This window comes from Larkinella fluvii, from assembly GCF_051857545.1.
Taxonomy (GTDB): domain Bacteria; phylum Bacteroidota; class Bacteroidia; order Cytophagales; family Spirosomataceae; genus Larkinella.
The window spans coordinates 511,503-538,365 of record NZ_JBPZHB010000005.1 but is presented as its reverse complement, the minus strand read 5'-3'; the positions used below and the strand labels follow the sequence as shown (position 1 = coordinate 538,365).

At 54.7% G+C, this 26,863-nt stretch carries 21 protein-coding genes; 3 read left to right on the top strand and 18 right to left on the bottom strand.

Annotated elements, in window-relative coordinates:
• Positions 1-20: 20 nt before the first annotated feature.
• A complete protein-coding gene (locus ACS5NO_RS15645; RefSeq protein WP_439416029.1) occupies positions 21-1,295 on the bottom strand; it encodes an MFS transporter in 1,275 nt (424 codons plus the stop codon).
• Positions 1,296-1,379: 84 nt separating this feature from the next.
• On the bottom strand, positions 1,380-2,387 hold the full coding sequence (locus ACS5NO_RS15640; RefSeq protein ID WP_439416028.1) for a bile acid:sodium symporter family protein: 1,008 nt from the start codon (positions 2,385-2,387) through the stop codon (positions 1,380-1,382).
• A gap of 56 nt (positions 2,388-2,443) precedes the next feature.
• Between ACS5NO_RS15640 and ACS5NO_RS15635 the strand changes: the two genes are divergently transcribed.
• The 3 genes from ACS5NO_RS15635 to ACS5NO_RS15625 all read left to right on the top strand — a co-directional run bounded on the left by ACS5NO_RS15635 (position 2,444) and on the right by ACS5NO_RS15625 (position 3,904).
• A complete protein-coding gene (locus ACS5NO_RS15635; protein ID WP_439416027.1) occupies positions 2,444-3,181 on the top strand; it encodes an IclR family transcriptional regulator in 738 nt (245 codons plus the stop codon).
• Positions 3,182-3,275: 94 nt separating this feature from the next.
• On the top strand, positions 3,276-3,506 hold the full coding sequence (locus ACS5NO_RS15630) for a type II toxin-antitoxin system Phd/YefM family antitoxin (RefSeq protein ID WP_150880116.1): 231 nt from the start codon (positions 3,276-3,278) through the stop codon (positions 3,504-3,506).
• A complete protein-coding gene (locus ACS5NO_RS15625; protein ID WP_439416026.1) occupies positions 3,503-3,904 on the top strand; it encodes a type II toxin-antitoxin system VapC family toxin in 402 nt (133 codons plus the stop codon). Before ACS5NO_RS15630 ends, ACS5NO_RS15625 begins: the two co-directional genes overlap by 4 nt.
• Positions 3,905-3,914: 10 nt before the next feature.
• Here the strand turns inward: ACS5NO_RS15625 and ACS5NO_RS15620 are convergent, their stop codons facing one another.
• The 16 genes from ACS5NO_RS15620 to ACS5NO_RS15545 form a co-directional block, all read right to left on the bottom strand.
• Complete coding sequence (locus ACS5NO_RS15620; RefSeq protein WP_439416025.1) at positions 3,915-4,802, bottom strand: CE1 family esterase; 888 nt, start codon at positions 4,800-4,802, stop codon at positions 3,915-3,917.
• On the bottom strand, positions 4,799-5,593 hold the full coding sequence (locus ACS5NO_RS15615) for a sialate O-acetylesterase (RefSeq protein WP_439416024.1): 795 nt from the start codon (positions 5,591-5,593) through the stop codon (positions 4,799-4,801). Before ACS5NO_RS15615 ends, ACS5NO_RS15620 begins: the two co-directional genes overlap by 4 nt.
• Before the next feature lie 157 nt (positions 5,594-5,750).
• Positions 5,751-6,767: a zinc-dependent alcohol dehydrogenase gene (locus tag ACS5NO_RS15610; RefSeq protein WP_439416023.1), complete on the bottom strand. Its 1,017-nt coding sequence runs from the start codon at positions 6,765-6,767 to the stop codon at positions 5,751-5,753.
• Positions 6,768-6,818: 51 nt separating this feature from the next.
• Positions 6,819-7,211: a VOC family protein gene (locus ACS5NO_RS15605; protein WP_439416022.1), complete on the bottom strand. Its 393-nt coding sequence runs from the start codon at positions 7,209-7,211 to the stop codon at positions 6,819-6,821.
• Positions 7,204-9,300 carry a heparinase II/III domain-containing protein gene (locus tag ACS5NO_RS15600; RefSeq protein WP_439416021.1) on the bottom strand — a complete coding sequence of 699 codons (2,097 nt, stop codon included), beginning with the start codon at positions 9,298-9,300 and terminating at the stop codon, positions 7,204-7,206. Before ACS5NO_RS15600 ends, ACS5NO_RS15605 begins: the two co-directional genes overlap by 8 nt.
• Positions 9,300-10,007 (bottom strand): RraA family protein, encoded by a 708-nt coding sequence (locus ACS5NO_RS15595; protein ID WP_439416020.1) that lies wholly within the window; start codon positions 10,005-10,007, stop codon positions 9,300-9,302. The genes ACS5NO_RS15600 and ACS5NO_RS15595 overlap by 1 nt, the downstream gene beginning before the upstream one ends.
• Positions 10,004-10,705 (bottom strand): SDR family oxidoreductase, encoded by a 702-nt coding sequence (locus ACS5NO_RS15590; protein ID WP_439416019.1) that lies wholly within the window; start codon positions 10,703-10,705, stop codon positions 10,004-10,006. The genes ACS5NO_RS15595 and ACS5NO_RS15590 overlap by 4 nt, the downstream gene beginning before the upstream one ends.
• A 102-nt stretch (positions 10,706-10,807) precedes the next feature.
• On the bottom strand, positions 10,808-12,547 hold the full coding sequence (locus tag ACS5NO_RS15585) for a sodium:solute symporter family protein (RefSeq protein WP_439416018.1): 1,740 nt from the start codon (positions 12,545-12,547) through the stop codon (positions 10,808-10,810).
• A 2-nt stretch (positions 12,548-12,549) separates the two neighbouring features.
• Complete coding sequence (locus ACS5NO_RS15580; RefSeq protein WP_439416017.1) at positions 12,550-14,037, bottom strand: glycoside hydrolase family 28 protein; 1,488 nt, start codon at positions 14,035-14,037, stop codon at positions 12,550-12,552.
• A 514-nt stretch (positions 14,038-14,551) separates the two neighbouring features.
• A complete protein-coding gene (locus ACS5NO_RS15575) occupies positions 14,552-16,057 on the bottom strand; it encodes a GH39 family glycosyl hydrolase (protein ID WP_439416016.1) in 1,506 nt (501 codons plus the stop codon).
• 18 nt (positions 16,058-16,075) lie between these two features.
• Positions 16,076-17,227, bottom strand: a complete 1,152-nt coding sequence (locus tag ACS5NO_RS15570) for a hypothetical protein (RefSeq protein ID WP_439416015.1) — start codon at positions 17,225-17,227, stop codon at positions 16,076-16,078.
• A 42-nt stretch (positions 17,228-17,269) separates the two neighbouring features.
• Positions 17,270-20,068, bottom strand: coding sequence for a GH39 family glycosyl hydrolase (locus tag ACS5NO_RS15565; protein WP_439416014.1), 2,799 nt, complete (start codon positions 20,066-20,068; stop codon positions 17,270-17,272).
• Entirely contained in the window at positions 20,065-20,763 is a 699-nt protein-coding gene (locus tag ACS5NO_RS15560) for an SGNH/GDSL hydrolase family protein (RefSeq protein ID WP_439416013.1), read from the bottom strand. The genes ACS5NO_RS15565 and ACS5NO_RS15560 overlap by 4 nt, the downstream gene beginning before the upstream one ends.
• A 7-nt stretch (positions 20,764-20,770) precedes the next feature.
• Positions 20,771-22,273 (bottom strand): glycoside hydrolase family 88 protein, encoded by a 1,503-nt coding sequence (locus tag ACS5NO_RS15555; protein WP_439416012.1) that lies wholly within the window; start codon positions 22,271-22,273, stop codon positions 20,771-20,773.
• A 6-nt stretch (positions 22,274-22,279) separates the two neighbouring features.
• On the bottom strand, positions 22,280-23,692 hold the full coding sequence (locus tag ACS5NO_RS15550; protein WP_439416011.1) for a RagB/SusD family nutrient uptake outer membrane protein: 1,413 nt from the start codon (positions 23,690-23,692) through the stop codon (positions 22,280-22,282).
• A gap of 14 nt (positions 23,693-23,706) precedes the next feature.
• Positions 23,707-26,823: a SusC/RagA family TonB-linked outer membrane protein gene (locus tag ACS5NO_RS15545; protein ID WP_439416010.1), complete on the bottom strand. Its 3,117-nt coding sequence runs from the start codon at positions 26,821-26,823 to the stop codon at positions 23,707-23,709.
• Positions 26,824-26,863: the final 40 nt, after the last annotated feature.

Here is a 26,863-nt window from a genome sequence, read left to right as displayed (position 1 = left end):
GGCTTATCGTCCGGCATGTTCTAAACCGCTTCTTCTTTGTTTTGCAGCCGTGCGAGCCATCCCAGCAAAATCAGCAGCACCAAGCCCGCCGACAGACCCAAAAGCGGTCCGGGCACCACTTCCAGCAACCAGCCACTGGCGTAGGCTCCGCCAATGTCCGAGAGGTTGATCAGTGCCATATACGCGGTAAACTGCGAACCGGCAATTTCTTTCCGGCAAAGCGTCATTAAAATGGGAAAAGCGGCAATGCTGTACAGCGGATCAGCAATGCCCCAGAACAGAAGGCCGGCGGTTATCAACGTTCGGTTCGTCATCGTAAAGAGCAGCACATTGAATCCAATCAAAAAAAACGCCAGCACCAGCAACACCCGGATTTGCAGACGAATGGGACCCAGCCGGTCGGCCAGATAACCGCCGGCAAACACAACGGCCAGAGTTGTCAGGCTTCCCCAACCGCCGGTAAGTACCGAAAGGTCCTGATCACTCCAATGAAGCGTACGGATCAGGTAAAAATTCAGCGATCGGATAAAAACCGCAAAGCTAAGGTACGATAGCCCGATGACCCCGAAGATGCGCAGGCTCAGTGGGTTGATCAAAGCGGCACCCAATTGACTAAACAAGTGGCGCAAGCTCCGCTCTTCGGCCCGGGAGCCGCCGGTGGCTGGCCGACCAAACCGGGGCAAAAGCGGATCGGTGCGGTGTAATTTCGTGACGAAAAACAGCAGTGAAAAAATCACCAGCAGAGCCGATTGCACGCCCACCGCCACCCGAAAACCGTAGCGATGCAACACCACTGACAAGGCAGCCGCACCGAACGAAATGCCCAGCAGAAGACCGCCCCGCATGAAGGCATTTACGCGTCCCCGCTCGCGTTCGGGCGTTATCAGAATTGCCATGGCATCGACACTTGCGTCCTGCACAGACGCCACCACCGAATGCGCAAAGAAAAGCGTCCCCAGCAACCCTGTCTGAACCGCCGGATCTTGCACCACTAACAGCACCAGTGACGCTCCCGCTGCCGCCCATTGGGTAAGAACGATCCAATGTTTGTAATGCCCCACCACCGAATAGCGATAGCGGTCGATGAACGGCCCCCATACCAGTTGCAGAATCCAGGGCAGACCCACAATGGAAACAAAGCTGCCCACGGCTGCCGCTGGCAATCCTCGTCCAATCAGGTAGTTAGCCAATGCTGTGAGGGCAAATCCGGACGGAATACCCTGCATAAAATACAGATAAAAGAAAGTGGCATACCGTAAGCGGGCGCTTTCAGCCAGTGGGGGAAAAGATGACATTCCCTTACAACTAAAAGGACTCTGCAAAGTTGCGGGGGCGTACGGGAGAAAATGCAAAAGTTTTTTTGCCCGGAAGAATGACCATTACGCACCCCGCCGAGCCATGGCCTGGGCCAGCACACTGGCGGCAATGAGTTGCAGGGCGTGGTACATCATGATGGGCAACAGAGCGATGCCGACGACATTGGCCGGAAACAAAACCGTGACCATCACGCTGCCCTGAACCAGTGATTTTTTAGAGCCGCAGAACAAAGCCGTAATCCGGTCGGCGCGGTTGAAACCGAGCAGGCGGCTGATGCCATTGACCAGACCGTAAATCAGAAAAAACAAACCGAGCATACAGGTGCCCAGTACCAGCAAATCCGAAACCGTCAGACTCTGAAACATCCGGCGCTCGAAGGATTCGCAAAACGAGGTATAGACGATCATCAGGATGACAATCTTGTCGAAGGTACTCAACGCTTTTTTATACCGCTCGGCCCAGGCACCCAGCCAGCGGTTGAGTAGAATACCGAGAACAACCGGCGCAATGACCTGCAACGCCAGCTTTCCGATGACACTCGCCAGATCGTAATCACCCGAACCGGTCGATAGGAAAAGGCCCATCCACAAGGGCGTCAGGAAGACGCCGATCAGGCTGGAAATGCTGGCGTTGAAAATGGCCGCCGGAATGTTGCCGCCCGCAATGGAAACCATCACCACCGACGACGAAACCGTTGACGGCAAGGCGGCTACGTAAAATGTGCCGAGCCACAGCAGGCGGGTTTCGTCGGTGCCGAACAGATACATGGCTGCCCAGACCACCAGCGGAAAAACCACAAACGTGGTCAGGTGGATCGTCGCGTGGAGTTGCCAGTTGCTGAGCCCCGCCCGGAGCTTGTCGCCACTGAGTCGCAGGCCGTAGAAAAAGAAAATGACCGAAACGCCCAGATTGGCCAGATTCGACAGCGAAAAGGGACCTTCCTGAATGCCGGGTGTGGGCCACAGATACGCCAGACCGATCATGCTGAGCAGGGCCAGCAAAAACCAGTCTAATCCCGCCCGGGCGGCTACCGAACGAAGGGAGGAAATTGAAAAGGAGCGGTTTTTCACAACACGTCAGGATGGTTGAATTATTCGTAAATTACGGCCCCAAATTCCCTCTCATGATGATTCAGGTTGTTGTCCGCGCGTTAGAAATTTTAGAGTATGTGGCCAAGAAAGAGAATGACCCCACGACTCTGACGGAACTGGCTGCAGCTGTCGGCCTGAATCAGCCTACCTGTGCAAATATTGTAAAGACTTTGGTCGATAAAAAATATTTAGATCACGTGGGCCGTAGAAAGGGCTACCGGCTGGGCGCAATGGCCTACCAACTGACTGATAATGTGGCGTATAATGAACATCTGGTTCTGGCGGCCAGAGACATCATGGAGGAGTTGACGGCCCAACTAAACGAGACTTCCCTGCTGGGTATTCTGCGAAACAACAAGCGGTTTTTGCTCCATATTGCCAACAGCGACCAGGATTTGCAGGTACGAAGCCGCACCGAATCGGACATTTATTCGACCGCTACCGGGCGCATTCTGGTGGCTTTTTTGTCCCTGAAAGAAATTGACGCCCTGGTAGAAGCCATTGGGCTGCCGGCTGCACCGGTCTGGCCGAACGTCGAAACCCGGGAGCAGTTTCTGGCGGCTCTGGACGCGATTCGTCGGGAAGAAATGGTCATCACCCGCTCGATCAAACACATTGTGGGCATTGCCGTTCCGTTGTGGAAAGGCGGGCAGGTGGTCGCCAGTCTGAGCGTGTTTTTGCCAGAAAGCCGCTACACACCCAACCGCATCCCCGTCATCATCAATGCCGTTCGGGAAGCCGCCGGGCAGATCAACAAGCGACTGGCGAGTTGAAACCAAAGGTTTTGCGTTTGATATGAACCTAAATGGAGCTTTTCTTGTCAAGTTGGCAAGAAAAATATAGTTTAGTAAAAAATGATAATGTTCTATGAAAACGATGAGTGTAGGCGAGTTGAAAACTCATTTTTCTGAAGTCTTAAAAGAAGTTGAAGCCGGAGCAAAAGTGGCCATCACTTTTGGTAAAAAGAAAGAGATTAAGGCTTTTCTGGTTCCTAAAGAAGAGGAAATAAAGCCTAGAAAATTGGGAGCCCTGCAAGGAAAAAAATATTTTCTCAGGGATGATTTCGGTATAACGACCAGTGAAGAATTTGAAATATGAAGTATCTGCTGGATACACACATCTTGATTTGGGTTCTGTTTGAACCTTCTAAACTATCCAGTCGTGTACGTGCTGTTTTGGCGGATCGGGAAGCTAATCAAGTCTACGTGAGTGCCGTGAGTTTCTTGGAAATTTCCATCAAATTCCGTACTGGAAAAATAGGGTTAGACGATCTCTGGCCTGACGACTTACCGAAAATTTGCCTTGAATCCGGCTATGAATTACTTCCACTTACTGATTTGGAAACAAGTTCATTTCACCAATTATCGGCTGATTATCACAAAGATCCTTTTGATCGGATCTTAATTTGGCAAGCGCTCAAAGCCAATTACACATTTATTAGCGACGATGAGAATGTGAAAAAATACGGTTCAGAAGGGCTGAAAGTTATTAGTTAACCCATCTTTACTACTCTAGTTGCCGCTTAAAAAACGCCCAGGCTTCCAGATAGACGTTGATGTCGTTGGGGTAGTCATGCTTTCCTCCCAGCACTTTCAGCAAGGTCACTTCCGGTTTGCCTTTCTGCTTGTAGGTATATCGCTCAATGGTTTTTCCGTCGGTCGGGTCAGTATCGGGCAGGCGGCTTTTCTTCGGTTTTCGGGCATAACCGGCCAGTTCCGACCAGTAGTGGAACGTCCGGTCCGTCGATCGCACCATTCCCAGACTGATCCCGTTGGTTTTGACTTCCCCGCCTTCATACGGATTTGTTTGATCTGCCGTTCCATTCACGATCAGTACTGGAACCGCCATCCGTTTTTCCGGACAATCCAGGTTGTTCGTGTCGGGCAGGTTGGCAATGAGGGCGGTGATGGCCCGGAATTGTTCGGGCATCGTCAATGCCAGCTTGTAGGCCATGTGACCACCGCCGGACGTGCCGACCGCAAAAACACGTTTCGGGTCGATCTGGTAGTTTTTCCGGAAGTACCCGATCATCGTCTCAAAAAACGCATTGTCGTTGATATTTTCCTGATTAGCCGCCGATTGGGCGGTTTTCCGGCATTCGTTCCAGTATTTTTTATAACCGTCGGGATACACCAGCAGGATGTTTTCAGCGGGCGCAATTTCTTCCAGCTTCCCGGCACCTTTCCGGATTCCTGGTCCATTCCCGCCCGAACCGTGCAGCACAAACAGCAGGGTTGCATTCGGCTTCGACGGTTTTAAAAAATGAAACGTTCGGGAATGGCTTTCGATCGACACGGAATCACTCACGAGCTGGCTTTTGGCCAGGCCAGCCGTTAAAACAAGAACAAGAACGGCTACCCATCGCTGCACCGGAGAAGGAAAGAAGATACTCATGGTTTGGGTTTCAGGAGTTTATGCTGAATAAAAACGTCGGCATACCGGCGGCCCAGCGTTCGGGCCGAAGGCGTATCGAAATGCGTAGAATCGCCCTTGTGCGTCAAACCGGTGGCAACGGCATAGTACGAGTGGGGGATGGTTTTGGTGGCCCGTTGCAAGGCTTCGTTGATCAGACCGGCATTTGGATTTCGCTTCACGACAAAATCTCCCAGCGTTCCAACGACAAACGGTACCTTCGGCGCGTTCAGTTCTTTCCGCAACCGCTGCACCAGTTCCGCCAGTTTTTCACCATACACCGCCGTGTTGCCCGGTTTGGAATCCGACTCGCCCTGGTGCCAGAGAATACCGGCCAGTTGACCGTTTTCAAGCGCTTTTTTCGCCCGTCGCATGGCATCGTCGTACGGATAGGATTTCGTCGGTTCGTAATAAGCCCCCGGTTTCCAGACATCGATACCCGAACCGCCCACCGCGCAGGGAACCAGCCCGATGTTCAGGCTGGGATCGGTTTCGGCCAGCCGTTTCGCGAAGGCCAGACCCGGACCGACGCCGATCACTGCTGGTTTGTCGAAGTGCATCGGGTCACGGGCCGGAACCCAGGTTTGCTCTTTGGTCAGCATCCAGATGTGCGGATTGGGCTGCTGGTCCTCGGCTTCGGGAACTCCGCGACCCGCCATGTTCGACTGGCCAATGAGCAGGAAAAGCTGCAAACGGGGCGGGGCATCCTGCCTGAACGCCAGGACAATACCGAAAACCAGCGTGAAAACCGCGGCTTTGACGAATGTTTTCATGGGGCTAATTTTGGGATAAAACTCACAGGAGCGCCAGTTATACTGTATTTTTCGTTTAAAACGCTCATTTGTTTCCAGGCTGACCCAACAGAAAGAGAACGGATTCGTCTGGTCGACGATCCTTACCCGGCAGCTTTTTTCGTTGGTAACTAAAGGACTAGACGTCACATTGCAGCAGGTATTTCATCCCGGCCGGATTGTTGTCGATCGTTTCAAAAACCGCCTGAGCGTCGGCTAAGGGAGAAACCTGCGTAATGAGCGCGTCAAGAGGCAGCAATCCGCTGGCGGCCAATGCAATGGCCTCTTCGAAGTCTTCGGGTTCGTAAACCCGGGCACCGATGAGCTTGAGTTCGCGCCAGAAAAACCGGAACAGATCGACGGCTTTGGGTTCGGCGTGAATGGCAACCATCACAATCCGACCCCGTACCCGCGCCAGACTGGTCATGGCCGTCACCCCCGCCTGTACCCCCGAAACCTCAAAAACGACATCGGCCATCGCGCCACCCGTAAACTCCTCTACGCGGGCCACCAGATCGGTTTCCTTGGGGTTCACCGTCGCCAGTTTCAGCGATTCAGCCAGTTGCAGACGCGTCGGGTTGACTTCGGAAATCAGGACATTAGCACCTTTCTGTTGAGCGACCAGCGCGACCAGCATGCCGATGGGACCACCGCCAATGATGACGACGTTTTCCCCCGGTTTTACGTCGCCAAGCCGCACATCGTGGCAGGCCACCGCCAGCGGTTCAATCAGGGCGCCGATCGGGAGCGGCAACTGGTCGGGGAGCCGGTGGAGCGTGTAAGCGGGCACGTTCCAGTATTGCTGCATCCCGCCCGGCGTGTCGATACCGATGAATTTCAGGTTCTGTCCAATGTGCCGAACGCCGTTGTCGACGGGCATTTCCGTCCCCGGTTTGAGGGGCCGAACCGTCACCCGGTCGCCCGGTTGCCAGCCGGTAACGCCTTCGCCCACCGCGTCGATTTCGCCCGACACCTCGTGGCCGATCACTTGCGGCAGCGAAAGGCGCTGGGCCATTGCGCCGTGGTAAATATGCACGTCGGTTCCGCAAATGCCACAGTAGGCCACTTTCAGACGAACCTCACCGGGCAAAACCGACTGATGGTCAACCTCCTGTAAATCAAATGTTTTGTTTCCTGTAAAATGGAGTGCTTTCATCCTTCAATGAGTGAATGAGTGAATGAGCGAATGTGTGAATGCCATATAGTGTCACCCAGGTATTCGCTCGAGAATCTGGAGCATGTTGCCGTCGGGGTCGTAGAGCGTGCGGACTTTGCCGCCCCCGATGGCGTTGATGACCGATCCGCCCCACACGACGTTTTTGGTATCTAAAAAAGCAATGGCTTCCTCCAGATTGGCCACCCGCAGGGCCAGGTGCGACCAGCCGGGTGTCCAGGTCGTGCGTTCGGGCCGGACGGTGTCGTCTTTAGGCATCACTTCGAGCAGCGTCCCGTCGGGGGCTTTGAGCATCCAGACCGGTTTTTCGTGGCGAAACCATTTTTCATAGCCAAAGACCTCGCAGTACCAGTCGGCCAGTTGTTCAACATCGTTAGCCGCTACGCCGGGGTGATCGATGCCCGTAATTTTCAGAGGGTTAGCCATGTGGATATTGTCGGGTTAAGGTATATATTTCATCGTGTTGCTGAATGGTCCACTGTTGCCCCTGTCCCGAAGTCAGCGAAAGGTGGCTGGCGGTTTCGTCCAGAATCCGGAGCGTCCAGTGCTGCGGTCCGTTGGTGAGCGTAAAAGACGCATCATTCGATTGTAACTGCCATTGATCCAGTTGGAAAGCGTCATCGAGGGCTATTGCATGGACTACGGTTCGGTTCAGGGCCGGTTTGGTCTCGGTCCAGCGGTACAGCAAACCGCTTCCCGGTCGTCCTTCGCCCAACTGATCGGGTTCAACGTGATAAGCATCGTGAACGTAGCCATAGACCGGATGACCCGACCGGCCCGCCCCCGTGTGGAACAGTTTCATGCCGGCATCATTCCGGCGAACCGTCAGGCCATTGCCCGGACTGTCTACCCGGGCCTGTCCATCGCGGTTGTTGACGAGCCAGTTCCAGACCGTCGTAACGGGTTGCGTCGCTTCGATCCGGTCCACGACGAAGAGAACATGGCTACCGGCCAGCAGCCAGAGCCGCGTAAACCGTTGAATGGGTGAGCCATAAGCAGTTCCGACGTCCGAGCCAATGACGGAAACCAGCCCCTCGCGTTCCACCACCCGTCGCCGGTTGCCCCGGTCGATGGGTGGGCCGGGAATGCCATTGACGAGCAACCGCCGGGGCAGCACACTTTTCTGTTCGAGCAGGGACGCTTTCGCGAGGTCTTCCTGCAAACCAAGCGATTCGCTTTCCACCAGAAACGTACAGGTGTTGTGGGTTTGCGTGCTGCTTTCCAGCCCATGAATCAGGTTTCGGTAGCAGCTATGACCCGGATCGACCAACAGCCGTTCGCGGTTGTGAACCAAAATGAAACTGTTCAGATCGCCGTGCAGGTGGCCGGGGCCGTGCAAACCGTCGCCACCGCCGTTGATGGCAACGACCGTGCAGCCATCCCAGGCATCGCGCATAAACGCATGACCGTTGCTGAACGAGGTTGTCAGGGGCAACCCGGTTTTCTGCGGACTGATGGCTTGGCTTGGTGGAATCAACAGCGGCAGGGTCAGAAAACCCCAGTCGTTCCGCATGCCGAACGTGGCCAGATCGTGCGGTCCCTGCGTTGGGCAGGGTTCGTAGTATTCCTGAAACAGCCAGCGCGCCAAACCCGCCTGTACCGGATTGTCGGAACGGATGGCGACGTGCAGCAGTAAATCGCCCGAGGGCCGAAACAAAGCCGCCGAATCATTGAAATTGATGGCCCGGGCGCGGGGTTCGTCACCCCAGTTTTCCATCGGTTTTCGATACAACATGCTCTGCGACATCCAGCTCATGCCCCGGCCATAGGCGTCGATAGCCAGTTGCCGGGCGTGAACCGGGTATTTCCGAACCAGCGACTCGTAGGCCAGCATCAGCGCATTCGCCAGGTAGTTACCGTATTGCAACGACTCGCCGTAGGAACCGTCAGGTTGAAAGGCGTGCGCCATCTGCGCCAGTTCAGGCGTCAATTCGTCGAGCCAGTCTTCCCGGCCCAAAGTAGCCGAAGCCACCAGCGCCCCGGATGCCAGAATGCCCCGCCAGTTGGCCAGGTGATTGTTTTTTTGCAACCACCGGCGGCATAAAACGATGCCTTTTTCGGACAAGGCTTCGCCCACTTCTTCCCATTCCGCTTCGGTGAAAACCGTTCCGGCCAGATCCAGCACCGCCGACACGCCCCAACAGAGGTGAGCGGTTTCCAGATGACCCGTAAACGGCTGGGAATGATCCCGAAACCACGGGCCGACCCAGTTGCTGGCAGGACGGCGGGCGATGGACAGCGTCACGCTCCGCAGCCAGTTGGCCAGCTCGTCGGTAGGGGCGAGGGCATACTGCATGGCTGCGTCGGACAGGTATTCGGCCGCCGGATACCACCAACCCAGCGAGGCCCGGCCAGGTGCCGGGTTTTCAGCTTGCAAACCGGGTGTCGCCAATCGCTCGGTGACCCGCCGTTCGAGTGCGTTCCGAAACCGCTTGACCGTTGCGTCGGTGCTGGTCAGAATCGCTTCTTTTTCGGACTCGGTCAAAAACAGACGCAGGGTGTCGACGGTTTCCATCAGAAATAGCCGCCGTTACGAACCACCTCCGTCGGTCGCATGCCGCTTACGACCATCTCCTTGATGTTCACCTCGTTGTGGACAATGTCCTCGGCTGCCAGCAACACATCGTAGGCAATCGCCTGCGGAACCGAAATAACGCCGTCGATGTCGCCAAAAATCCAGTCGCCGGGCTGCACCACGACTTCACCCATCAGGATCGGTTTCTGGTAATGATACATGCGAAACCGGCCCAGCATCCCGGTATTGGCCTTATACTTGAAAAATACTGGAAAGTGCTGTTCCAGAATGGCTTGCGTGTCTCGAATGCCGTTGATGATGGCTCCCCGACACCCCGCGCGAAGGGCCGCCATCGTCATCACTTCGCCCCACTGTGAGGTCACGGTATCGCCGGTGCAATCCCAGACGACGACCGAATCCTGGTGCAGCGCTTCGAGCATTTCGGCGCGGGTTTCCATTTCGCCGTCGGTCGTAATGTCGGGCCCGCCTTTAATGGTGAAAGCCTGCCCGGCCAGCTTCATTTCTTCCCGCAAGGGCGCAAACTGCGCGGGCAGACTGCTGGCCTGCATGGTGTAGCGAAACCGTAGTACGTCGTTGACGGCTCCGGTATAGAGTTTCAGATACCGCTCCCGCATTTCGGCAATGGAAATAGGGTAAATCGACGCGGTTTTTGCCGGGCTATGTCCGTTGGATTCGATGGTGTTCATCCTGCTAAAAATTTCATGTTGTCAAAATTGATTTCCCGAATGACGACGTAGTCCGGCTGGTTCAGCACGAAGACGATGACGCGGGCGACATCCGCCACGTTCAGGAATTTTTCGCGGGCCACTTTGCGGTCGCCCCAGTAGTTGCTGTCGGTTGGGCCGGGGTTGACGTCGGTGACTTTGATGCCTTCTTTCTGCACCTGATCGGCCAGCCCGCTGCTGAGTCCGCGTGCTCCGAATTTGGACGCACAGTAGATCGGTGCGTTTGGATTGGTCCGGTAGCCCGCCATCGAAATAACCGTCACGATGTGGCCCTGTTTTTTGGGTTTCATCACCTTCAGGGCTTCGCGGTTGCACAGAAAAACGCCCCGAACGTTGGTGTTCATCATTTGTTCGTAGGTGTCGAGGTCGGTGGTCGAAAGGTCCGTGGAAAGCAGCCCGATGCCGGCGTTGTTAATCAGCACATCGACGGTTCCGAAGGCTTCCACACAAGCCGCAAAACCGGCCAGCACATCGGCTTCCTGGCTGACATCACCTTTGAACGACCGCAGGTTTTCGTGACTGATTTCGTCGGCTAGCTGGTGTGTCCGGCTGAAGTCGAACACCTTTGCTCCCTGTTCGAGGAGTTCCAGTGCGGTGGCTTTTCCAATGCCGCCGGATGCGCCGGTGATAAAGATGGTTTTGTCTTTTACGTTATTCATAATCAGTTGATTTGTCTAGTTTGCTCATTCGGATTTCAAATCCGAATGAATTTAATTTCTGTTGCGGATTTCAAGTCCGCCCGTCGTTTGATGCTAGCTTGCTCATTTCGATTTGGAATCCGAATGGACTTTGGCTGCGGATTTCAAATCCGCGACAGACAGGGGTTCGGATTTCAAATCCGAACCAGCATTCGGCAAGTTCCGGGTTCGGTACCACATCAGCGGGGCCAGCAACAGACACAGCAAACCGGCACCGCAGGCCACCCGGCCGCTGGTTTCGGACAGGGAAGGCAGGCTCATGACGAGGAACAGTGACCCGGTTACTGTCAGCGCCACGGCATACAAGCGGTTCATGACCTGCATGAAAGCCGGGTTTTCCTGCGGTTTTTCGGCTTCGGTCAGGGGGGTATTTAATCGTCGGAAAAAAGCTTCCACGCGAAGGCGGTAAGCATCGGTTTGGACGGACGTAATGCCCGACAGCAGGAACACCAGTACGCATGCCACAATCTCGATGAACGTCGCCCATTCCCACGAAACCTGCGGCATGGCGTTCAGGATCAGCCCCAGTCCCATGCCGACGATCAAGGTTGCGAAGGCACCCCAGGGTTGCGGTTTTTTCAGAACAATGCCCAGCACCAGCGGCAACGTCATCGGAATGGCAAACAGGCCCGTAAACAGTTTATTGGCTTCAAATGCCCCGCCAAAACCGCCGACGTACAGCGCGCCAATCGTGATGAGTGACCCCAGCACCACCGTCATCAGCCGACCGACCCAGAGCATTTCCTTGTCGGCAGCTTTGGGATTGAAGAGCCGCTGGTAAATGTCGCGGGTCAGCACGCCCGCCGTCACGTTGTATTCGCCACTCAAAACCGACATGGTGGCCGCAAACATGGCCGCGACCATCAGCCCCATGATGCCTTCCGGCAGTAATTTCAGGCACACGCTGACGTAGGCCATTTCCGGGTTTTCCAGATTGGGAATCAGGGCTTTGGCGGCAATCGAAGGGAAGAGGAAAATAATCGGAAACAGGAAAAAGAAAACCGCCGTCAGCATTCCCTGTTTCTGGCTGGCGCGCTCGTCGCGGACGCTGTAAAACCGCTGGATGAACGTCCAGTTGCCGCTATATTTCACCAGAATCATGAGGTAATACACCATCAGGTAGAGCGGCATGCCTTTCGGGCCGTTGAACCACGTAAAATGCTCGGGAATCGTCGCCATCATCTTGGGCAATCCCCCGGCAGCCTGAATGGTCAGCGGCACTAGAATCAGCGTGGCGACGATGAGGATAATGAACTGAACGACGTCCGTGACGACGACTGCCCACAACCCGCCGACCACCGTGTACAGCGCGACGATGATGCCGCAAACCAGAATCGACGTTTCCAGCGAAAGCGAGGTGGCAGCTTTGACAAACAGGCCGAGGGCATACAGCCGCACCATGTTGTCGAGGATTTTGAAGAAAACACCCATCCAGGAAAACACCTGACGAACCGGCGCATTAAACCGGGTTTCGAGGTATTCCAGGGGCGTCAGAACCCCCGCCCGACGCCAGCGTTTCGCAAAAATGGCAACGCCGACCAGCGCGGGCAAAACCGTACTCCAGATCAGCGTCAGGGCCACAAAACCGTGTTGATACGCAATCCCGGCGTAGGCCACGAAGATGAACGTGCTGAACTTGGTCATGAAGTTGCTGATCGCGCCCGACACCCACGGAATCGCGTTGCCCCCTTTGAAATAGTCGCTGATGTTCTTGACAAACTTGCCCAGGAACAGCCCGATGCCCGCCATCAGCAGCATGTAAATGGCAATGGCCCAATAGTCTAAGGATTGGAGGGTTTGCACGGTTAGTTAAGTTTTGGAAGGTTGGGGGAGTTTCTGACGTTTTTCAGTTGAATCAATTCCGGCGTCTGGGCCACACGTTGCGCTTTCAGTCCCCGAATTTCCACCTCCTCCGCGCTGTCGATGACCAACGCGGGCCGCTGATCCGGTTTGACAAAACGGAGGTGAATCTGGTCGAATGTGATGTTTTTGACGTGTCGAACGTAAAAACCGTACGCGGGCAGGGTAGGGCCAAACATCGTTCCGACCGGATAGGCATCGACTTTTTCCGGCACCGGAGCATCCGGTTTTACGTCCGTAATTCCACCCTCAAATTCAAAATTGATCGATCGGATTTGCACATTTTCCAGCGGATAGTCGGCCAGGCCGGTGATCGAACAACCCAGCGACGCGAGTCGACTTCCCTGAATGTTTTCGATCATAATGTCTTTCAGAACCGGTTTGTTGACCGTGCCCGGTTGGCCGAATTTCTTATTGCGCGTGTTGAGCCGGATAAACAGCGCCGAGCGTTTGATATTCCGCAGCGTAATGTTCGAAATCGTGACCCGTTCGATCCGCGCCCCATCGACGGTCATGATGGCAATTCCTTCGCCAAAGGTGTCGAAAACCGTGCAGTTCTGGATCGTAATGTCCTCGAAAGCCCCGGCGGTTTCGGTCCCGATTTTGATCCCGCTGGCTCCGCAACTGACGATGCAGTTGGAAATGGTAATGTTCCGGCAGCCGCGGTCGGGCGAAAAACTCTTGAGGCAAATTCCGTCGTCGCCACTGCTGATCAGGCAGTTGGCAATCCGAACCTGCTCGCAATCGACCACGTCCAGACCGTCCGTGTTGCGGTGGCGAACGGCGTGTTCCCGATTCGGATTCTCGACGTCCTTGTTCTCCCGGGTGTCGACGGTAATCCCATCGATAACCAGATTTTTACACGCCTGATAGGTCTGAAGCCAGGAGGCCGCATTGCGCAGCGTCAGGTTTCTGACCTGAACATTTTCGCACCCGCGCAGGTGGATGATGCGGGGACGGTATTTGAACGAGGGCCGTACATACGGATCGGTCAGCTTGCGGTTGTCGATCAAATCACCCCGGCCGTCGATGGTTCCGCGCCCTTCAATCGTCACATCTTGGCTGTTTTCGGCGTAAATAAACGCTTTGCTGGTCAGCGGATGTTCGTCGTACGTTGGATACTCAGAGGACTGATCCGGGTAATCGGAGGCTTTTTCGCTGCCCAGTAAAACCGCCCCGGCTTCTACATACAGCGTTACCTGGCTTTTCAGATAAATCGTTCCGGACAAAAACTGGCCGTTGTGCAAATACACCTTGCCACCCCCGGCCGCGTAGCAGCGGTCGATGGCGGTCTGGATGGCTTTGGTATCCATCGTTTTGCCGTCGCCTTTCGCGCCCGTGTCGAAAACATCCCACACCCCGGGCGGTTTTTGGGCAAAACCGATGGTTGTGAAGACCATCCAGAGTAAGAGAGGATTTAGTAAGTAATTCATTTTCAAGTGGTTTATGGGTAATCAGACCGGTTATGGTTTCCCCTTTGAACCGGGGTCTACACAATGCGTCATCCCTACGGGATTTGACCCTGTCTCGTTCGATTTCCCCCGTTTGAAACCGGGGGTTACAAAATGGTTCATCCCTACGGGATTTTGACCTGTCTTTTTCGTTTTTCCCCGTTTGAACCGGGGTCTACAAAATGGTTCATCCCTACGGGATTTGACCCTGTCTTTTTCGTTTTTTCCGTTTGAAACCGGGGGTTACAAAATGGTTCATCCCTACGGGATTTGACCCTGTCTTTTTCGTTTTTTCCGTTTGAAACCGGGGGTTACAAAATGGTTCATCCTTATGGGATTTTCGGATTTAATAATCCCATAGGGATGAACCATTTTGTAGAAATTTTATGGACCCCATGCCCTTAATCCCGTAGGGATGACGCATTTAACGCCCGAAAACGGTTGATTCTTGAAAGCCAATGAGTTGTAGAATTGTCTGAATTTCAAACGATTGATATTACACCACTTTACTCTTCTCCATAATCAGCATTGGATAATCCTGCAAAGGCAGTTGCCGGAAAAGCTGGGCCTCCGATCCGACGCGGTATTTGTCGTTGTCGAAGAGTTTTTCCTGACCCGTCAATTCGAGAATATCGCCCGTGATCAAGTCCACCAGAACCGGTTCCTGAAATCCCGGACCTTCCCAGTCCCAATGATACAGGTGGATGCTGTCGGCGGGCTTGCTGTCGGCGGCTTTCTCGCCCGACCAGTAGGCCAGCACCGGGCCGTTGTCGGTATTCAAAACCGTTGAACAGATGCCAGCAAGGCTCTTTTTAGTGCCATCGCCGAAAAGCTGGTAGTCTTTCTCCGCAACCGGCTCTTTCCCCGACACCGCATGAACGATGGAGCCGCGGGTATGCACATCACCGTGAACCAGACTTCCCAAATGTTGCAGGGCTTTATAGGCGATCTTGGGTTTGATTTCCGGTTTTTGCCGTAAAATCCCCTTGTAATTCACTTTGCCCGAACCCTTCGGATAATCGTGCAGATCGACGATGAGAAACCATAAGGTCATCGGCAGATCCAGCGAACAATCGGTCAGCAACCGGCGGAGCATGATTTTGGCCTGAATGGCTTCCGTCCACGGCCCTTCACCCGAAAAACCAGTGCTGTTGGGATCGGACGGAAAACCGTTTTCGCCCTGCCAGATCTTGATTTTGGGGTTGTAGTGATCGATCAGTTTGCGCAACGCCAGCGTCCGCTCCGAGTAACTTTCGGGAATGGTGGTGTAGGGATGGAAGGAAAAAATATCGATCAGATCGGCAAGACCGGCTTCGAAAAGCTCCCGGATGTATTTGGCGGGCATCCTCGAAACCACCCCGCCGACGATGACGGCATCGGGGCAGTTTTTCCGGATAATCGGCGCGGTTTCTCGAACCAGTTGAACGTACTTTTTGGCGTTGGGCTTATCGGGTGCCCAGAATCCTCCCAGATTCGGCTCGTTCCAGATTTCGTAATGCTTGATTTTATCCTTGTAGCGTTTGGTCAGGGCGGTTACGTACCGTTTCCAGGCTTCGTTTGCCACAGGAATGTCCAGCGGATGATGGCCCACTTCGCCAGCCGTGTAATTGGTATTGCCATAGCCAACATTGAAAAATGGCTTCACACCCCGGCTGACCAGCCCATCGACACTTTCGTCGAGCCAGGCCCAGTCATACTTGCCTTTTTCGCGTTCTACGCGGCCCCAGCCGGTTTGTAAACGTCCCCATTTCACCGGCAGGTTATCGATCCACGGATACACTTCTTTCGGTTTCCACAAGTCCCGGTCCAGCGTTTCGCAGCCAATTCCGAACGGCGAACGCTTGATCTCAGACGGTTTTTTCAGCCGAACCGAGCCAATTTTTTTCAGTGGGTTGGCGGGTTCAGAAACCAAATCAACCGGTTCTGAGTCAATTTTTAAGGATGTTGTAAACGGCAGAATGGATAGTGTTTTCAGGAAATCCCGGCGGTTATTTTCCATCATCAGGTTGTTTTTCAGGGGTTAGGAATAACTCAACGGCTCATTGAACACATTGCAGACGTGCAGCGAATGGCTGTTGAAATGATAGGGGCCTTCGTATCCGGTATCGCCGAGGAAGTGACTGACCAGCGCAATCGAAAGGGGATAAAACCAGGAACCCAGCATGATGTGCGTGCGGTTTGGATCTTCATCCCGCAGTTCTGCCGAGGCTGTGGTTTCGCCTTCTTTCCAGATCCAGTGCGGGCGCGGCACCCAGTCGGCGGGTTTGCTGTCCCGGCGGTGCAACAGCCAGCCGACGCCGTCGGCACTTTCATGCTGTAGCGCGTGAGCCAGATACCGTCGGCAGGCGGCTTCGACATCGTCGCGCCGGTAGTCGGTCAGGGCCATCAGGTTCACCATTTGATAGGCGCCGTCGAAATCCGGGCAGTCGGAGCCGCCGGGCCAGAACGAGCCGTCGGGCAACTGACACGCCAGCGTCGAATCGACGGAACGTTCAAGGTGGCGCAGCGGCCAGCCCAGCGCAAAATAGATCGGGACGACGTGAATGGTTCCGAACAACCCGTTGGCCGGATCGGCGCCCAGTTGCGTTCCCCAATAGCCGGTTTTCGGGTCCTGCAATTCTTCCAGGGCCGGGAAAACCGCCTTTTCCATCAACGAATCCACTTCTGAGGCACCAAACCAATCGCGTAGCGCAAACAGAGCCGTAGCCGCTGCCAGTACCTGATTCCCAGCCGCCCACGAATTGCGCCAGTCGTAATGCTTCACCCAACGATACAGCCGGTCAGCGTCGAGGATGGGGTCCAGAAACCGCAGTTCGCGTTCGGGTTGACGGTTGAGCATCCGCAAGGCCCAGATGTTACCGCGCGTGTAGTGCCAGACCGGTTCCAGTTCGTCCAGCGTCCGGATGCGCCCGAACTCGGCGGGTTTCCCCGAAAAATACCCCTGCTCGGTTTGGCGACCCTGGAATTGTCTGGCCCAAATGTCGAGGTCTGCCGCCGGGCGGTTTTGCAATTCGCCGAACAGATCGAGGACGTGAGCGGCATGGTAGGAGCCGTAAAAACTCTCCCCTTCGCCCTTTTCTTTGCGGTACACGCCGGGCGTGTCGCCGATTTTCATAGCATCGACAAACCGCAGTGCCGATTGTTTAATTCGTTGATAGCCTGGTGTTTCCATGGTTGTATGTTTATCTCGTTGGTCTCTTTATCTGCCGTCTTTTTACTGATTGACCGACAGATTAATCAGCGATTTGTCCGCAATCAGAATGGGCGAATCATACAGCGGAATTTGCCGGAACACATTCTCTTTTTTCGACCAGTTCTCTTTCGGGATTTCGTATACTGTTCCGGCGATGAGATCCACCCAAACCGGATTTTTAAACCGGGCGTTGGCGAATGTAAAATCACACAAGGTTTGCTCGTTGTTATCGGAAGGAACGTTGTCTTTTATCCAGACTGTGACGGCCTGAAGCTGATTGGCTTTGTCGGCGTAGGCATACAGCGAAAGCGTATTGTTCTCTTCTTTTTTTACGGAATACGGATACGTTTCGAGCCGCTCCAATTGATCGTCGAAAACGGAAATCAGATTTTGAAACGCGTAATACGCCGGTTTGGCATGCGCCACAGTCAGGTCTTCATTTGCTTTCAGCAGCCCTTTGTGATTCCATTCCTGGGGCGTTTTGGCGTCCATAATCGTGAAGCAGCACGACTCCTTGTCGTGGCCCAGATCCGTCAGCAACCGGCGCAGAATGTGCTTCGATTGAGTCAATTCCGTCCACGGGTACTTGTTCAGCGCGAAATTGTTATTCCATTCCGACGGGCAACCGGCTTCACCCTGCCGAATGCGAATGGCAGGGCTGTATTTGGCGACCACTTTCTCCAGTTCTACTTCCGAATCCCGGTTATCGGGGTTTGGAATGTGCCGGTGGTGGCTGATTTGGTTGACTAAACCTAGTTTTCCTTTCTCCTGAATAATTTGTAAGGCACTGTCCGCAAATTTGTAATCGACACCACTGCCCAAGGCAAACGCAATGATTTGAGCCTTAGGCTGCACCGAGCGAACGGTTTCGGCAGTCGTAATGAAAAAATCGGCGTAATCGGGAATGGAAATTTTGTAGTTCGGTTCGTTCCAGATTTCCCATTCTGTTACTTTATCACCATACCTGGTTACAACGGCGGCTACGTAATTTTTCCAACCCGCCAGGGCTTCACCCGAAAACGGAATGGCGGCATTCAGCGTGGTTCCGCCACCGCCCGAATACAGCGGATTGCCGTAACACAGATCGATCCAGGGCGTGACGCCCTGTTTCACCATGTCGAAAACAATTTCATCCAGCCACGCAAAATCGTATTTCCCTTTCACCTTTTCACATTTTGCCCAGCCCGATTGAATGCGGGCTTTTTTGACGCCGAGTTTGCCTAAATAGTCTTTCCAGTTCGCATAAACCGTATAATCCCGGTCCATGTATTCGGCACCCACCGACCAGTTCGACGATTGAATATCACGTGAATTTTTGGGTGCAATTTTTCCCAGGAATTTGAACGATGGATTGGCCGATTGTCCGGTGGGCGTTAGCAAATGCAGGGCGGTTTTTTCGGCGATCAATACCGGATAATCCGGTACTGGAATGGCCGTAAACGTGTAGCTGTCGCCCGATTTTTTCCACTGGTTTTTCGGAATTTCGTATACTTTACCATACACAAGATCAACAAAAACCGGTTGGTCAAATTTCCCCTTGATGGTCACATCGGTGGGTTTCGGTTCATAGGTTTCGGCGGGCCGGGCTTCGGCGCTCCAGAGCGTGACGAGGCTCCCGCTGTTTTTCCGCTGGCGGTATTGAAACGCGGAAACCGTGGCCTGGCTGACACTTGGTTTGGCCTGATCGAGCAATTCTAACTGATCGTCAAAGGTTGAAAAAACGTGTTGGGCGGCTTTGTAGGCCAGTTTCGGGCGTTCGATGGTTTTGTCAGGATTGGTTTTAAGCAAACCTTTCGTGTTGACGCCGGTCATGTGGTCACCGGCGGCATAGTGGATGTCGCTGATCGTGAAGAGGTTGGTGGCAATGCCGCGTCCGTGGTCGGCCAGCATCCGGCGCAAATCCCACTTGGCCTGGCTCAGTTCGGTCCAGTCGTATTGCCGCAAAGCCCCGATCGTGACCGCACTGGCGGTTGAAGGTGCCCCGTTTTCGCCCTGCATGAAGGTGATTTTTGGATTGTAGCTCCAGACCATTTTCCGCATCTCTTCGATCTTGGGATACGAGGTGTCGGGGTTTGGCGCGTAGCCGTGGTAGGTCAGAATATCGACCAGATCCAGCGCATTTTCCTTCTTCAAATGATCGAGGAATGGCCGCATGAAGGCCGTTGCCGGAACCCCGGCGACACCCAGAGCAATCAATTTGGCGTTGGGCTGAATGGCCTTCACCAGTTTGGCGGTGCGGATGTAGAAAACCGCTACTTCCTCGCCGGTATTCAGCTTGTTGAGGTCGGGTTCGTTCCAGATTTCCCACTCCGTCACCTGGTTTTTATAGCGGTTTACCATCGCCCGAACCCAGTTGTCCCAGGCCGTCAGCGCTTCCTCCGAGGTGGGAATCCGCCCGCCCAGTTTGGGTTCGCCACCACCGGGGTAAATCGGATTGCCGTACGACAACTCCACCCAGGGCGCTACTCCGCGCGAATAAGCATCCGGAATGACGGCATCGAGCCAGGCAAAATCGTACTGCCCTTTGACTTTTTCGCACTTCGACCAGCCGCCCTGCAACCGGATTCGTTTGGCCCCGAGTGGACCGAGGTAGTGCCGGTACGATTGGTAGTCGGTATAGTCCCGGTCGAGGGTTTCGCCCCCGATGGACCAGGTCGACGACTTGATTTCTTTCGTGGAACGCAGCCGAAGCTGCGCCACTTCCCGGAAACCTTTTGGCTCTGAAACCGTTAGGCCGGGTGCCGGATTTTGGGCCGATGCCGTTGGTTGCCCAATCGAAAACAGGCTGATTGACAGAAGGAAAGGGGTTAGGAATTTCATTTTCTTTTCAGGATTAGGGAACGGTTGGCCTGTAAATAACCGGCAATGTAAGCGGCCTGTAACTGCATCGCCGAGTCGTCGTAATGCACGTGATCGACAAAATGCTCACTACCCAAACTTCGTGTGAAGGTGTACAGGTCGATGACCGGAACGGCGTGTTTCTGCATCACCTCGTCGGCAATGCGGTTGTAGTCATCCAGATCGCGGGCGTAGCGTTTGAAGGCTTTCGAGCGGGTGTTGTGCCGTTCGTCTTCCACGGAGGTGGTCCGCATCCAGACCAGCCGGATGTTGCGCTTTTTCAGGAGTTGATAAATGGCTTCCAGATTTTTCCGGTAACTGGCCGAATCGACCTGAATGGCGTTTGTTTCCGGGAGCCGTTTGATGTCGTGCAGCCCGCAGTTCAGGAGCAGCACATCCGGCTGGAAGGTTTTGTCGGGGGCTTTCAGTTTCAGGTATTCGAGCACCATGCGCGAGTCGCCCCCGTTGGCTCCCACCGGCACATCCAGGTTTTTGGCCGCCTGTCCGTCGTCGCTTTTCCGGTCATATTGCCAAACGCCCTGGACGTATTTTTCCAGAAATGGACCATACCGCATCGAAATGCTATCGCCGATGACGTACAGTTTCGGCAGGGGTTGTACTGCATTAATCAGCAGCCAAATCACTAGAAGACCAACTATACCGGTTGTTTTTTTCATGTTCTAATTACGTTTTCATTGCCACCAGAAACTGCGCCATTAACCCGGCGGCATATTGCGAAATGACCCGATAACCACTGCGTTGTAATTCAACACCGCCCCGGTTCGACTGACAGGCTCCCTTCAGAAAACCGTCGGGTGTGAGGTACTGAAACAAGGTTTTTTTCGTGATTTCGAGTGTTTTGAGCGTTTCGGAAGGTAACCAGCCGTACTGGGCCGCCAGGGCCAGCGAGGCCGCGATGCCCGCCGTGGCCGAGGTGTCGATACCGGTTTGGGGTTCGCCCACGAAGCCGTGCCAGCAACCCTGTGCGTCGCGGTCTTTCAGCATCCGTTCGGCGGTTTTCAGGAAGGTGACTTTCAGGTTTTGCAGAACCGCCGGGTCGAGTTGAGCCGCCAAAGGGTTCAGTTCGTTGAGCGTTCGCACCGTGCCCAGCAGATACCAGACCAGCCCGCGCCCCCAGTTGGGATACGCATTCCATTCTCCCGCTTGACTTCGTCCCTGATACACCACATCGGACGTAACCAGTGCTTCCTGACGGTGCTGTAGATTGGCCAACGCTAGCCGCGCCAGAGCGAGATCCTTGCGTTGCCGGGCCAGCACCGCCAGTGGATACGCGAGTGTATAACAGCCTTCGGTCGTCAAACTCTGATCCTGAACGAGTCCGTTGGGCTGGCTTTTTTGCCGGGCAAACGACACCAGCAGATCGAGTGCGGGGTGATTCGGTTGCAGGTGCGCCAAAGCCGCCAGCGGCAGCGGACATTCGATGCCGTAAATCGTTCCGTCGGCGGGTTCGCTGCGGGCGTTTTCGTACACCAGCCGTTGTTGCGGATCAAAAAACAAGGCAAAGTGCGCTTCCAGTGCGTGTTTTGCTTCGGGTGAGCGGCTTTGAAGCCACCAGTCCAGCAGGCCGTCGGTCACGCAGCCCTCCATCCAGCTAAATTGTTGAATCGACCGGAGCGAACCGAGATTTGACCAAAAAGCGGTTTCCGGATTGTCGGGGGCCGTATCGGCCAGGACGTGCGGTTGCAATCCGGCGTATTCCGGATTTTTAGCCGGTGCCAGAAACCAGATGGGGGAGGTGCCGCTGACCATCTGGAGCCGAATGCCTTCCTGCTGCAGGATGGCGGCTTTTTCAGTAGAAAGTAAAACCTCGTACAGTTCAGTTGCGTACGAAAACCGCAAATCCAGTTCCCCCAGCCATTGATTCGTTTGAGCCGACCGAACTTCCACTTTTTTCGCTTCCCGGGTGTCGATGGCGACGGTCAGCCGCAGGCGCAGCGGTTTTTGGGGAATCGGTTTCGGAAAATGCAGGACCACTGATTCGCCGGATTCGGGAGACGGAACCGCAAAGGCCGGCCAGCCAAAAGGCAATCGTTTTCCGGCGGGAAGTTTCAGCTCAGGCGCTTTCACGTCACTGGCTACCCAATAGGGGTTCTGTTCTATCCCGCGAGGAATGGAAACCGCCATGGCGTAAAAAAGGGTCCGTTGAGTAAATTCCCGCCGATTCATGGGTGCTTAATAACCAGGGTTTTGGGTCAGCGACCGATTCAGGTCCATTTCCCGTTGCGGAATCAGGTAAAGCGTGTGAAACTCCTGCACCGTCAGCCCTTTGCCGTTCATGACCGTCGTATACCGTCCCGTCCGGACCAGATCAAACCAGCGGTGGTTTTCAAACGCAAATTCCACCCGCCGTTCCTGTTCAATGTCCAGCCGAAAGCTGCTCTGGTTGGTAGCCGTAGTGGCCGCCAGTCCTGCCCGCTGGCGCACCTGATTCAGATACGTCACGGCTTCGGGGTTGAAACCCACTTCGTTGAGTGCTTCGGCGTACATCAGCAGCACATCGGCATAGCGGATGACGGGAAAGTCGATGTCCGAATCCCCGGCGAGTGCTCCGAATTGCACGTATTTACTGACATACCGCTGCGTCACCAGTTGCCCTGTGGCGTCAAGATAGGATGATTTCATCGAAAAAGACTTGCGGAGGTCGCCGGTCTCGTAAGCGGTTTCCATGTCTGCCGTCACATACCGCATGCTCCCGCCCGTTATGCGTGCGCCTTCGCTGGCCTGAACCGGCCCGAAACCGCTTCCCTGACCTGTGTTCCCCGATTTATACTGAACATTGAAAAGGATTTCGGCATTGGTCGGTGTGGCAAAGCTGAAGACATCGGCGTATTTGGGCAGCAACTGAAACCGGCCCGATGTAATGACTTCCTTGAGTTTAGTAGCGGCTTTGTCCCATTCCTTGCGGGTCAGGTACACCTTGCCAAGCAGAGCTTTGGCCGCGCCCTGCGGTGCCCGTCCGACATCCGTTGAACCGTAGGTGATGGGTAAAACCTGTTCGGCACTTTGCAAATCGCTGATGATCAGGTTGTAGACTTCAGCGGTTGGGGTTCGGGTGAGGTTGCTGGCACCGTCGGCGTCGGTGATTTCGGTTGTCACCAGCGGCACATCGCCGTATAGGCGGACGAGGTTAAAATACAACAACGCCCGCAGAAACTGGGCTTCTCCCCGGTACTGCGCTTTCAGGTTATCGGCAATGCTGGCGGTTTCGATGCGGCTCAGGATGGCGTTGGCGCGGCTGATGCCCCGGTAATGATCGCGCCAGGCCGCGTAGATGATGTCGTTGAGCGAGGTGTAGGAATGATCGATGAACTGAAAATTGTCGACGTTGATGGCTTGCCGGGTCGTTACGCCGTAATTGGTGTTATCGGTCGATACTTCGCCCATCCAGTACAAGGACGTGTTGTAGGTGCCACCCAGTTTGAGCGAAGCATACGTTCCCACCACGGCATTGTTGAAATCGGCAGCTGTTTTGTAAAAATTAACCGTGTTGCGGTCGGTTTCGGGCGAAAGGGCCAGAAAATCATCCTGGCAACCGGCCAGAAGGAGCAGGCTGAACAGCGAAAGAAAAAGGCTTTTGGCTTTCATGAGGTCGGGTTTGGTCAGAAGGTGAGACTTAAACCAAGGGTGAAGGTGCGGGCGGGCGGATAGCCGAGGTAGTCGATCCCGGCCGCCAGCATGTTGTCGCCGGAGTTGCTGATTTCGGGGTCGTAGCCGGGATATTTCGTGAACGTGAAGAGGTTGTTACTCGTCAGGTAAACCCGGCCGGTTTGCATCCCCAGCCGTTTCGCCAGCCCTTGTGGAAGGTTGTAGTTCAGAGTGACGTTACGAACCCGAAGGTACGAACCGTCGAAATTGAAGAAGGAACTGTAGCGCAGGTTGTTGTTGAGGGCACCCCGGATGATGCGGGGTGATTTGCCGTCGCCCGGGTCCGTGGGCGATTTCCAGTAGTTGTCGATGACTTCACTGAGGTTATTCTGCACCCCGTGATACCCGCGCACAAAAACCGCCCCGGCCCAGAACACATCACGGCCCTGAACGCCATTGAGCAGCACGCTCAGCGACCAGTTTTTGTAGCTGAACGTGTTGTTAAAACCGTAGAATGCGCGAGGTTGCGGGTTGCCAATGATGGTCCGGTCGGCGTCGGTGATGGTGCCGTTGCCGTCCACATCCTTGTACATTAAATCCCCCAGCTTGGCTCCGTTCTGTTTGGCATGTGTCGAAAGCTGTTCCTGCGTCAGAAAAACCCCTTCCGCTACGTGGCCGAAGAAACTCCCGATGGGCTGGCCCACCTGCGTGATGCTGACATCCCCACGTCCGCCGTCGGAAAAGAGCTGTTCGCCCTCCGAACCGAGTCGCAGCACTTTATTCCGGTTGAACGTCACATTAAAACTGCTCGTCCACTGAAAATCCCGGGTGGCGATGGGTTTGCCGGACAGGGCCAGCTCGACGCCCTTGTTTTCCAGTTCACCAATGTTGACCCAGGCTGTGGTGTAGCCCGTGACGGCCGGAATGGCCTTGTTGAGCAGCATATCGGTATTCCGGCGGTTGTAATAATCACCCGTGAATTGGAGTCGGCTGTTGAAAAAGGCCAGATCCAGACCAATGTCGATTTGTTTGCTGGTTTCCCAGCCGAGTTGGTTGTTGGTGAAACTGCCCTGTGCGAGCCCCGGAACCTGGGTGTTGCCCAATACGTAATTGGTCGCAGAAAGCAGGCCCAAATAGCGGTAGTTTCCGATGGCGTTGTTGCCCGAAAAACCGTAGCCCGCCCGGATTTTGAAGTCGTCGAACAGGTTGAGGTTTTTGAGGAACGGTTCTTCCGACAGCCGCCAGCCCGCCGAGAACGACGGAAAGGTCCCCCAGCGATTGGCCGATCCGAAGCGGGAGGAGCCGTCGGTCCGGATGGTGGCTGTCAGCAAATACCGGTCGTTGTACGAATAATTGACGCGGCCCAGGTAGGAGAGCAGCGACCATTGCCCGACAGTGTAACTTCCGCCCGTAATCTGACCGCCGTTGATGTTTTCGAGCAGGTCGTCGGCAAAATTGGTCGCGGAGGTAGTAGTAGCCGTGGTGGTCGATTTTTGAATGGTGAACCCGGCCAGGGCGTCGAAGGAATGGTTGCCAAAGCTGCGCCGGTAGTTGATCGTGTTCTCATTCAGCCAGTTGACATCCGAGGTGTTGACGATGTTGGAGGTCGCGGGCGACAGCGAAGCACTGCCTGACAGGGTCGAGGGTTTAAAGGTATTGGTGTTGTAATAATTAAAATCGGTTCCCACGCTGACCTTCAATTTCAAACCGGTCGCCAGTTCGTATTCGCCAAAAACATTGCCGAGCATCCGGAATTGGGCATTGGTGCTTTTGTATTCATTGGCGGTTTTGAGCGGATTCGCAATCGCGCCCATGCCCACGTTCGTCAGGTCGAAGGTGTTGCCGTAGGAACCGTCGGGGTTATAAACTGGAATCATCGGCGGCATGGATAGCGCCATCGCAACGATGTTGTATTCACCGTAGTGACCGGCGGACGGAACGTTATCGGTGCTGGTATAGGTCGGAGCCAGGTTCATGCTCACTTTGAGCCGTTTGGTCAGTTGGCCGTCCAGGTTCAGCCGGGCCGAATACCGCTCGAAACCGGAGCTGATCAAAATTCCTTTCTGGTTAAAATACCCCCCCGAGATTGCATACCGCAACTTTTCGGTGCCGCCGGTGGCCGAAACCTGGTAATTCTGGATGGGCGCATTGCGAAAAATGACATCCTGCCAGTCGGTGTCGACCTTGGGCAGGTTGTTCAAATCCTGCCACGCTTCGGGAATCCGGTACGACGCGGAGCGGACACTGTTCGGGTCGGTGATTTTGGCATTGGGGCCGCCGTTATCGAGCCAGCCGTTGTTGTGTCCTTCAATGACAAATTCGGCAAACTGCCGGGTATTCATCATTTTGAGCAGCCGGGCCGGTTCCTGCATGCCGACGTAGGCATCGACGGTGATCTGGGCCTGACCGGTTTTTCCGCGTTTGGTGGTGACGATGATTACACCGTTGGAACCCCGCGAACCGTAAATGGCCGTCGCCGACGCGTCTTTCAGGATTTCAATGGATTCGATATCGGCCGGGTTGATGGTGTTGAGCGGATTGCCGACCCCGGAGTTGTTAATCGGAAACCCATCAACCACAAACAACGGTTCGACTCCACCGGAGACCGAGCCAATCCCGCGTACCAGAATGTTCGTGTTACCGCCCGGCGCGCCCGAGGTGGTGGAAATCTGCAAACCGGGCACCTGTCCTTGCAACGCCTGATCAAGTCCCGAAACCGGGATGCGTTGCAGCTCTTTGGCCGAAATCGACGCTACGGAGCCGGTCAGGTCCTTTTTCTGCTGGGTTCCGTAGCCGACCACGACGACCTCGCCCAGTTGCTTGGTGTCGGGCAGAAGAACCACATTGATGGTGGATCGGTTACCGATGGCCTTTTCTTCGGACGTATAGCCTACGAATGAAAAAACCAGTACGGATTGGGCAGACGTTGCTTTCAGGCTGTAGGTGCCATCCGTTTGGGTGGTTGTGCCGGAGGTACTGCCTTTCTCGATGATCGTTACGCCGGGTAGGGCCTGTCCCCCTTCTTCGGTGACTTTACCCGAAATGGTTACCTGCCCCCAGCTCAGGAGTGGCCAGACGGTGACCAAAAAGAGGAGAACTATTTTTTTGTAGTAAATTGTTAAGGATCTCATAATATTCAATATAATTGAATTATGAATTAGGAATAATTTC

Coding starts and splice junctions, on each gene's coding strand:
- ACS5NO_RS15645 (WP_439416029.1), bottom strand. CDS start 1,295: ATGTCATCTTTTCCCCCACTGGCTGAAAGCGCCCGCTTACGGTATGCC.
- ACS5NO_RS15635 (WP_439416027.1), top strand. CDS start 2,444: ATGATTCAGGTTGTTGTCCGCGCGTTAGAAATTTTAGAGTATGTGGCC.
- ACS5NO_RS15630 (WP_150880116.1), top strand. CDS start 3,276: ATGAAAACGATGAGTGTAGGCGAGTTGAAAACTCATTTTTCTGAAGTC.
- ACS5NO_RS15625 (WP_439416026.1), top strand. CDS start 3,503: ATGAAGTATCTGCTGGATACACACATCTTGATTTGGGTTCTGTTTGAA.
- ACS5NO_RS15620 (WP_439416025.1), bottom strand. CDS start 4,802: ATGAGTATCTTCTTTCCTTCTCCGGTGCAGCGATGGGTAGCCGTTCTT.
- ACS5NO_RS15615 (WP_439416024.1), bottom strand. CDS start 5,593: ATGAAAACATTCGTCAAAGCCGCGGTTTTCACGCTGGTTTTCGGTATT.
- ACS5NO_RS15610 (WP_439416023.1), bottom strand. CDS start 6,767: ATGAAAGCACTCCATTTTACAGGAAACAAAACATTTGATTTACAGGAG.
- ACS5NO_RS15605 (WP_439416022.1), bottom strand. CDS start 7,211: ATGGCTAACCCTCTGAAAATTACGGGCATCGATCACCCCGGCGTAGCG.
- ACS5NO_RS15600 (WP_439416021.1), bottom strand. CDS start 9,300: ATGGAAACCGTCGACACCCTGCGTCTGTTTTTGACCGAGTCCGAAAAA.
- ACS5NO_RS15595 (WP_439416020.1), bottom strand. CDS start 10,007: ATGAACACCATCGAATCCAACGGACATAGCCCGGCAAAAACCGCGTCG.
- ACS5NO_RS15590 (WP_439416019.1), bottom strand. CDS start 10,705: ATGAATAACGTAAAAGACAAAACCATCTTTATCACCGGCGCATCCGGC.
- ACS5NO_RS15580 (WP_439416017.1), bottom strand. CDS start 14,037: ATGAATTACTTACTAAATCCTCTCTTACTCTGGATGGTCTTCACAACC.
- ACS5NO_RS15575 (WP_439416016.1), bottom strand. CDS start 16,057: ATGATGGAAAATAACCGCCGGGATTTCCTGAAAACACTATCCATTCTG.
- ACS5NO_RS15570 (WP_439416015.1), bottom strand. CDS start 17,227: ATGGAAACACCAGGCTATCAACGAATTAAACAATCGGCACTGCGGTTT.
- ACS5NO_RS15565 (WP_439416014.1), bottom strand. CDS start 20,068: ATGAAATTCCTAACCCCTTTCCTTCTGTCAATCAGCCTGTTTTCGATT.
- ACS5NO_RS15560 (WP_439416013.1), bottom strand. CDS start 20,763: ATGAAAAAAACAACCGGTATAGTTGGTCTTCTAGTGATTTGGCTGCTG.
- ACS5NO_RS15555 (WP_439416012.1), bottom strand. CDS start 22,273: ATGAATCGGCGGGAATTTACTCAACGGACCCTTTTTTACGCCATGGCG.
- ACS5NO_RS15550 (WP_439416011.1), bottom strand. CDS start 23,692: ATGAAAGCCAAAAGCCTTTTTCTTTCGCTGTTCAGCCTGCTCCTTCTG.
- ACS5NO_RS15545 (WP_439416010.1), bottom strand. CDS start 26,823: ATGAGATCCTTAACAATTTACTACAAAAAAATAGTTCTCCTCTTTTTG.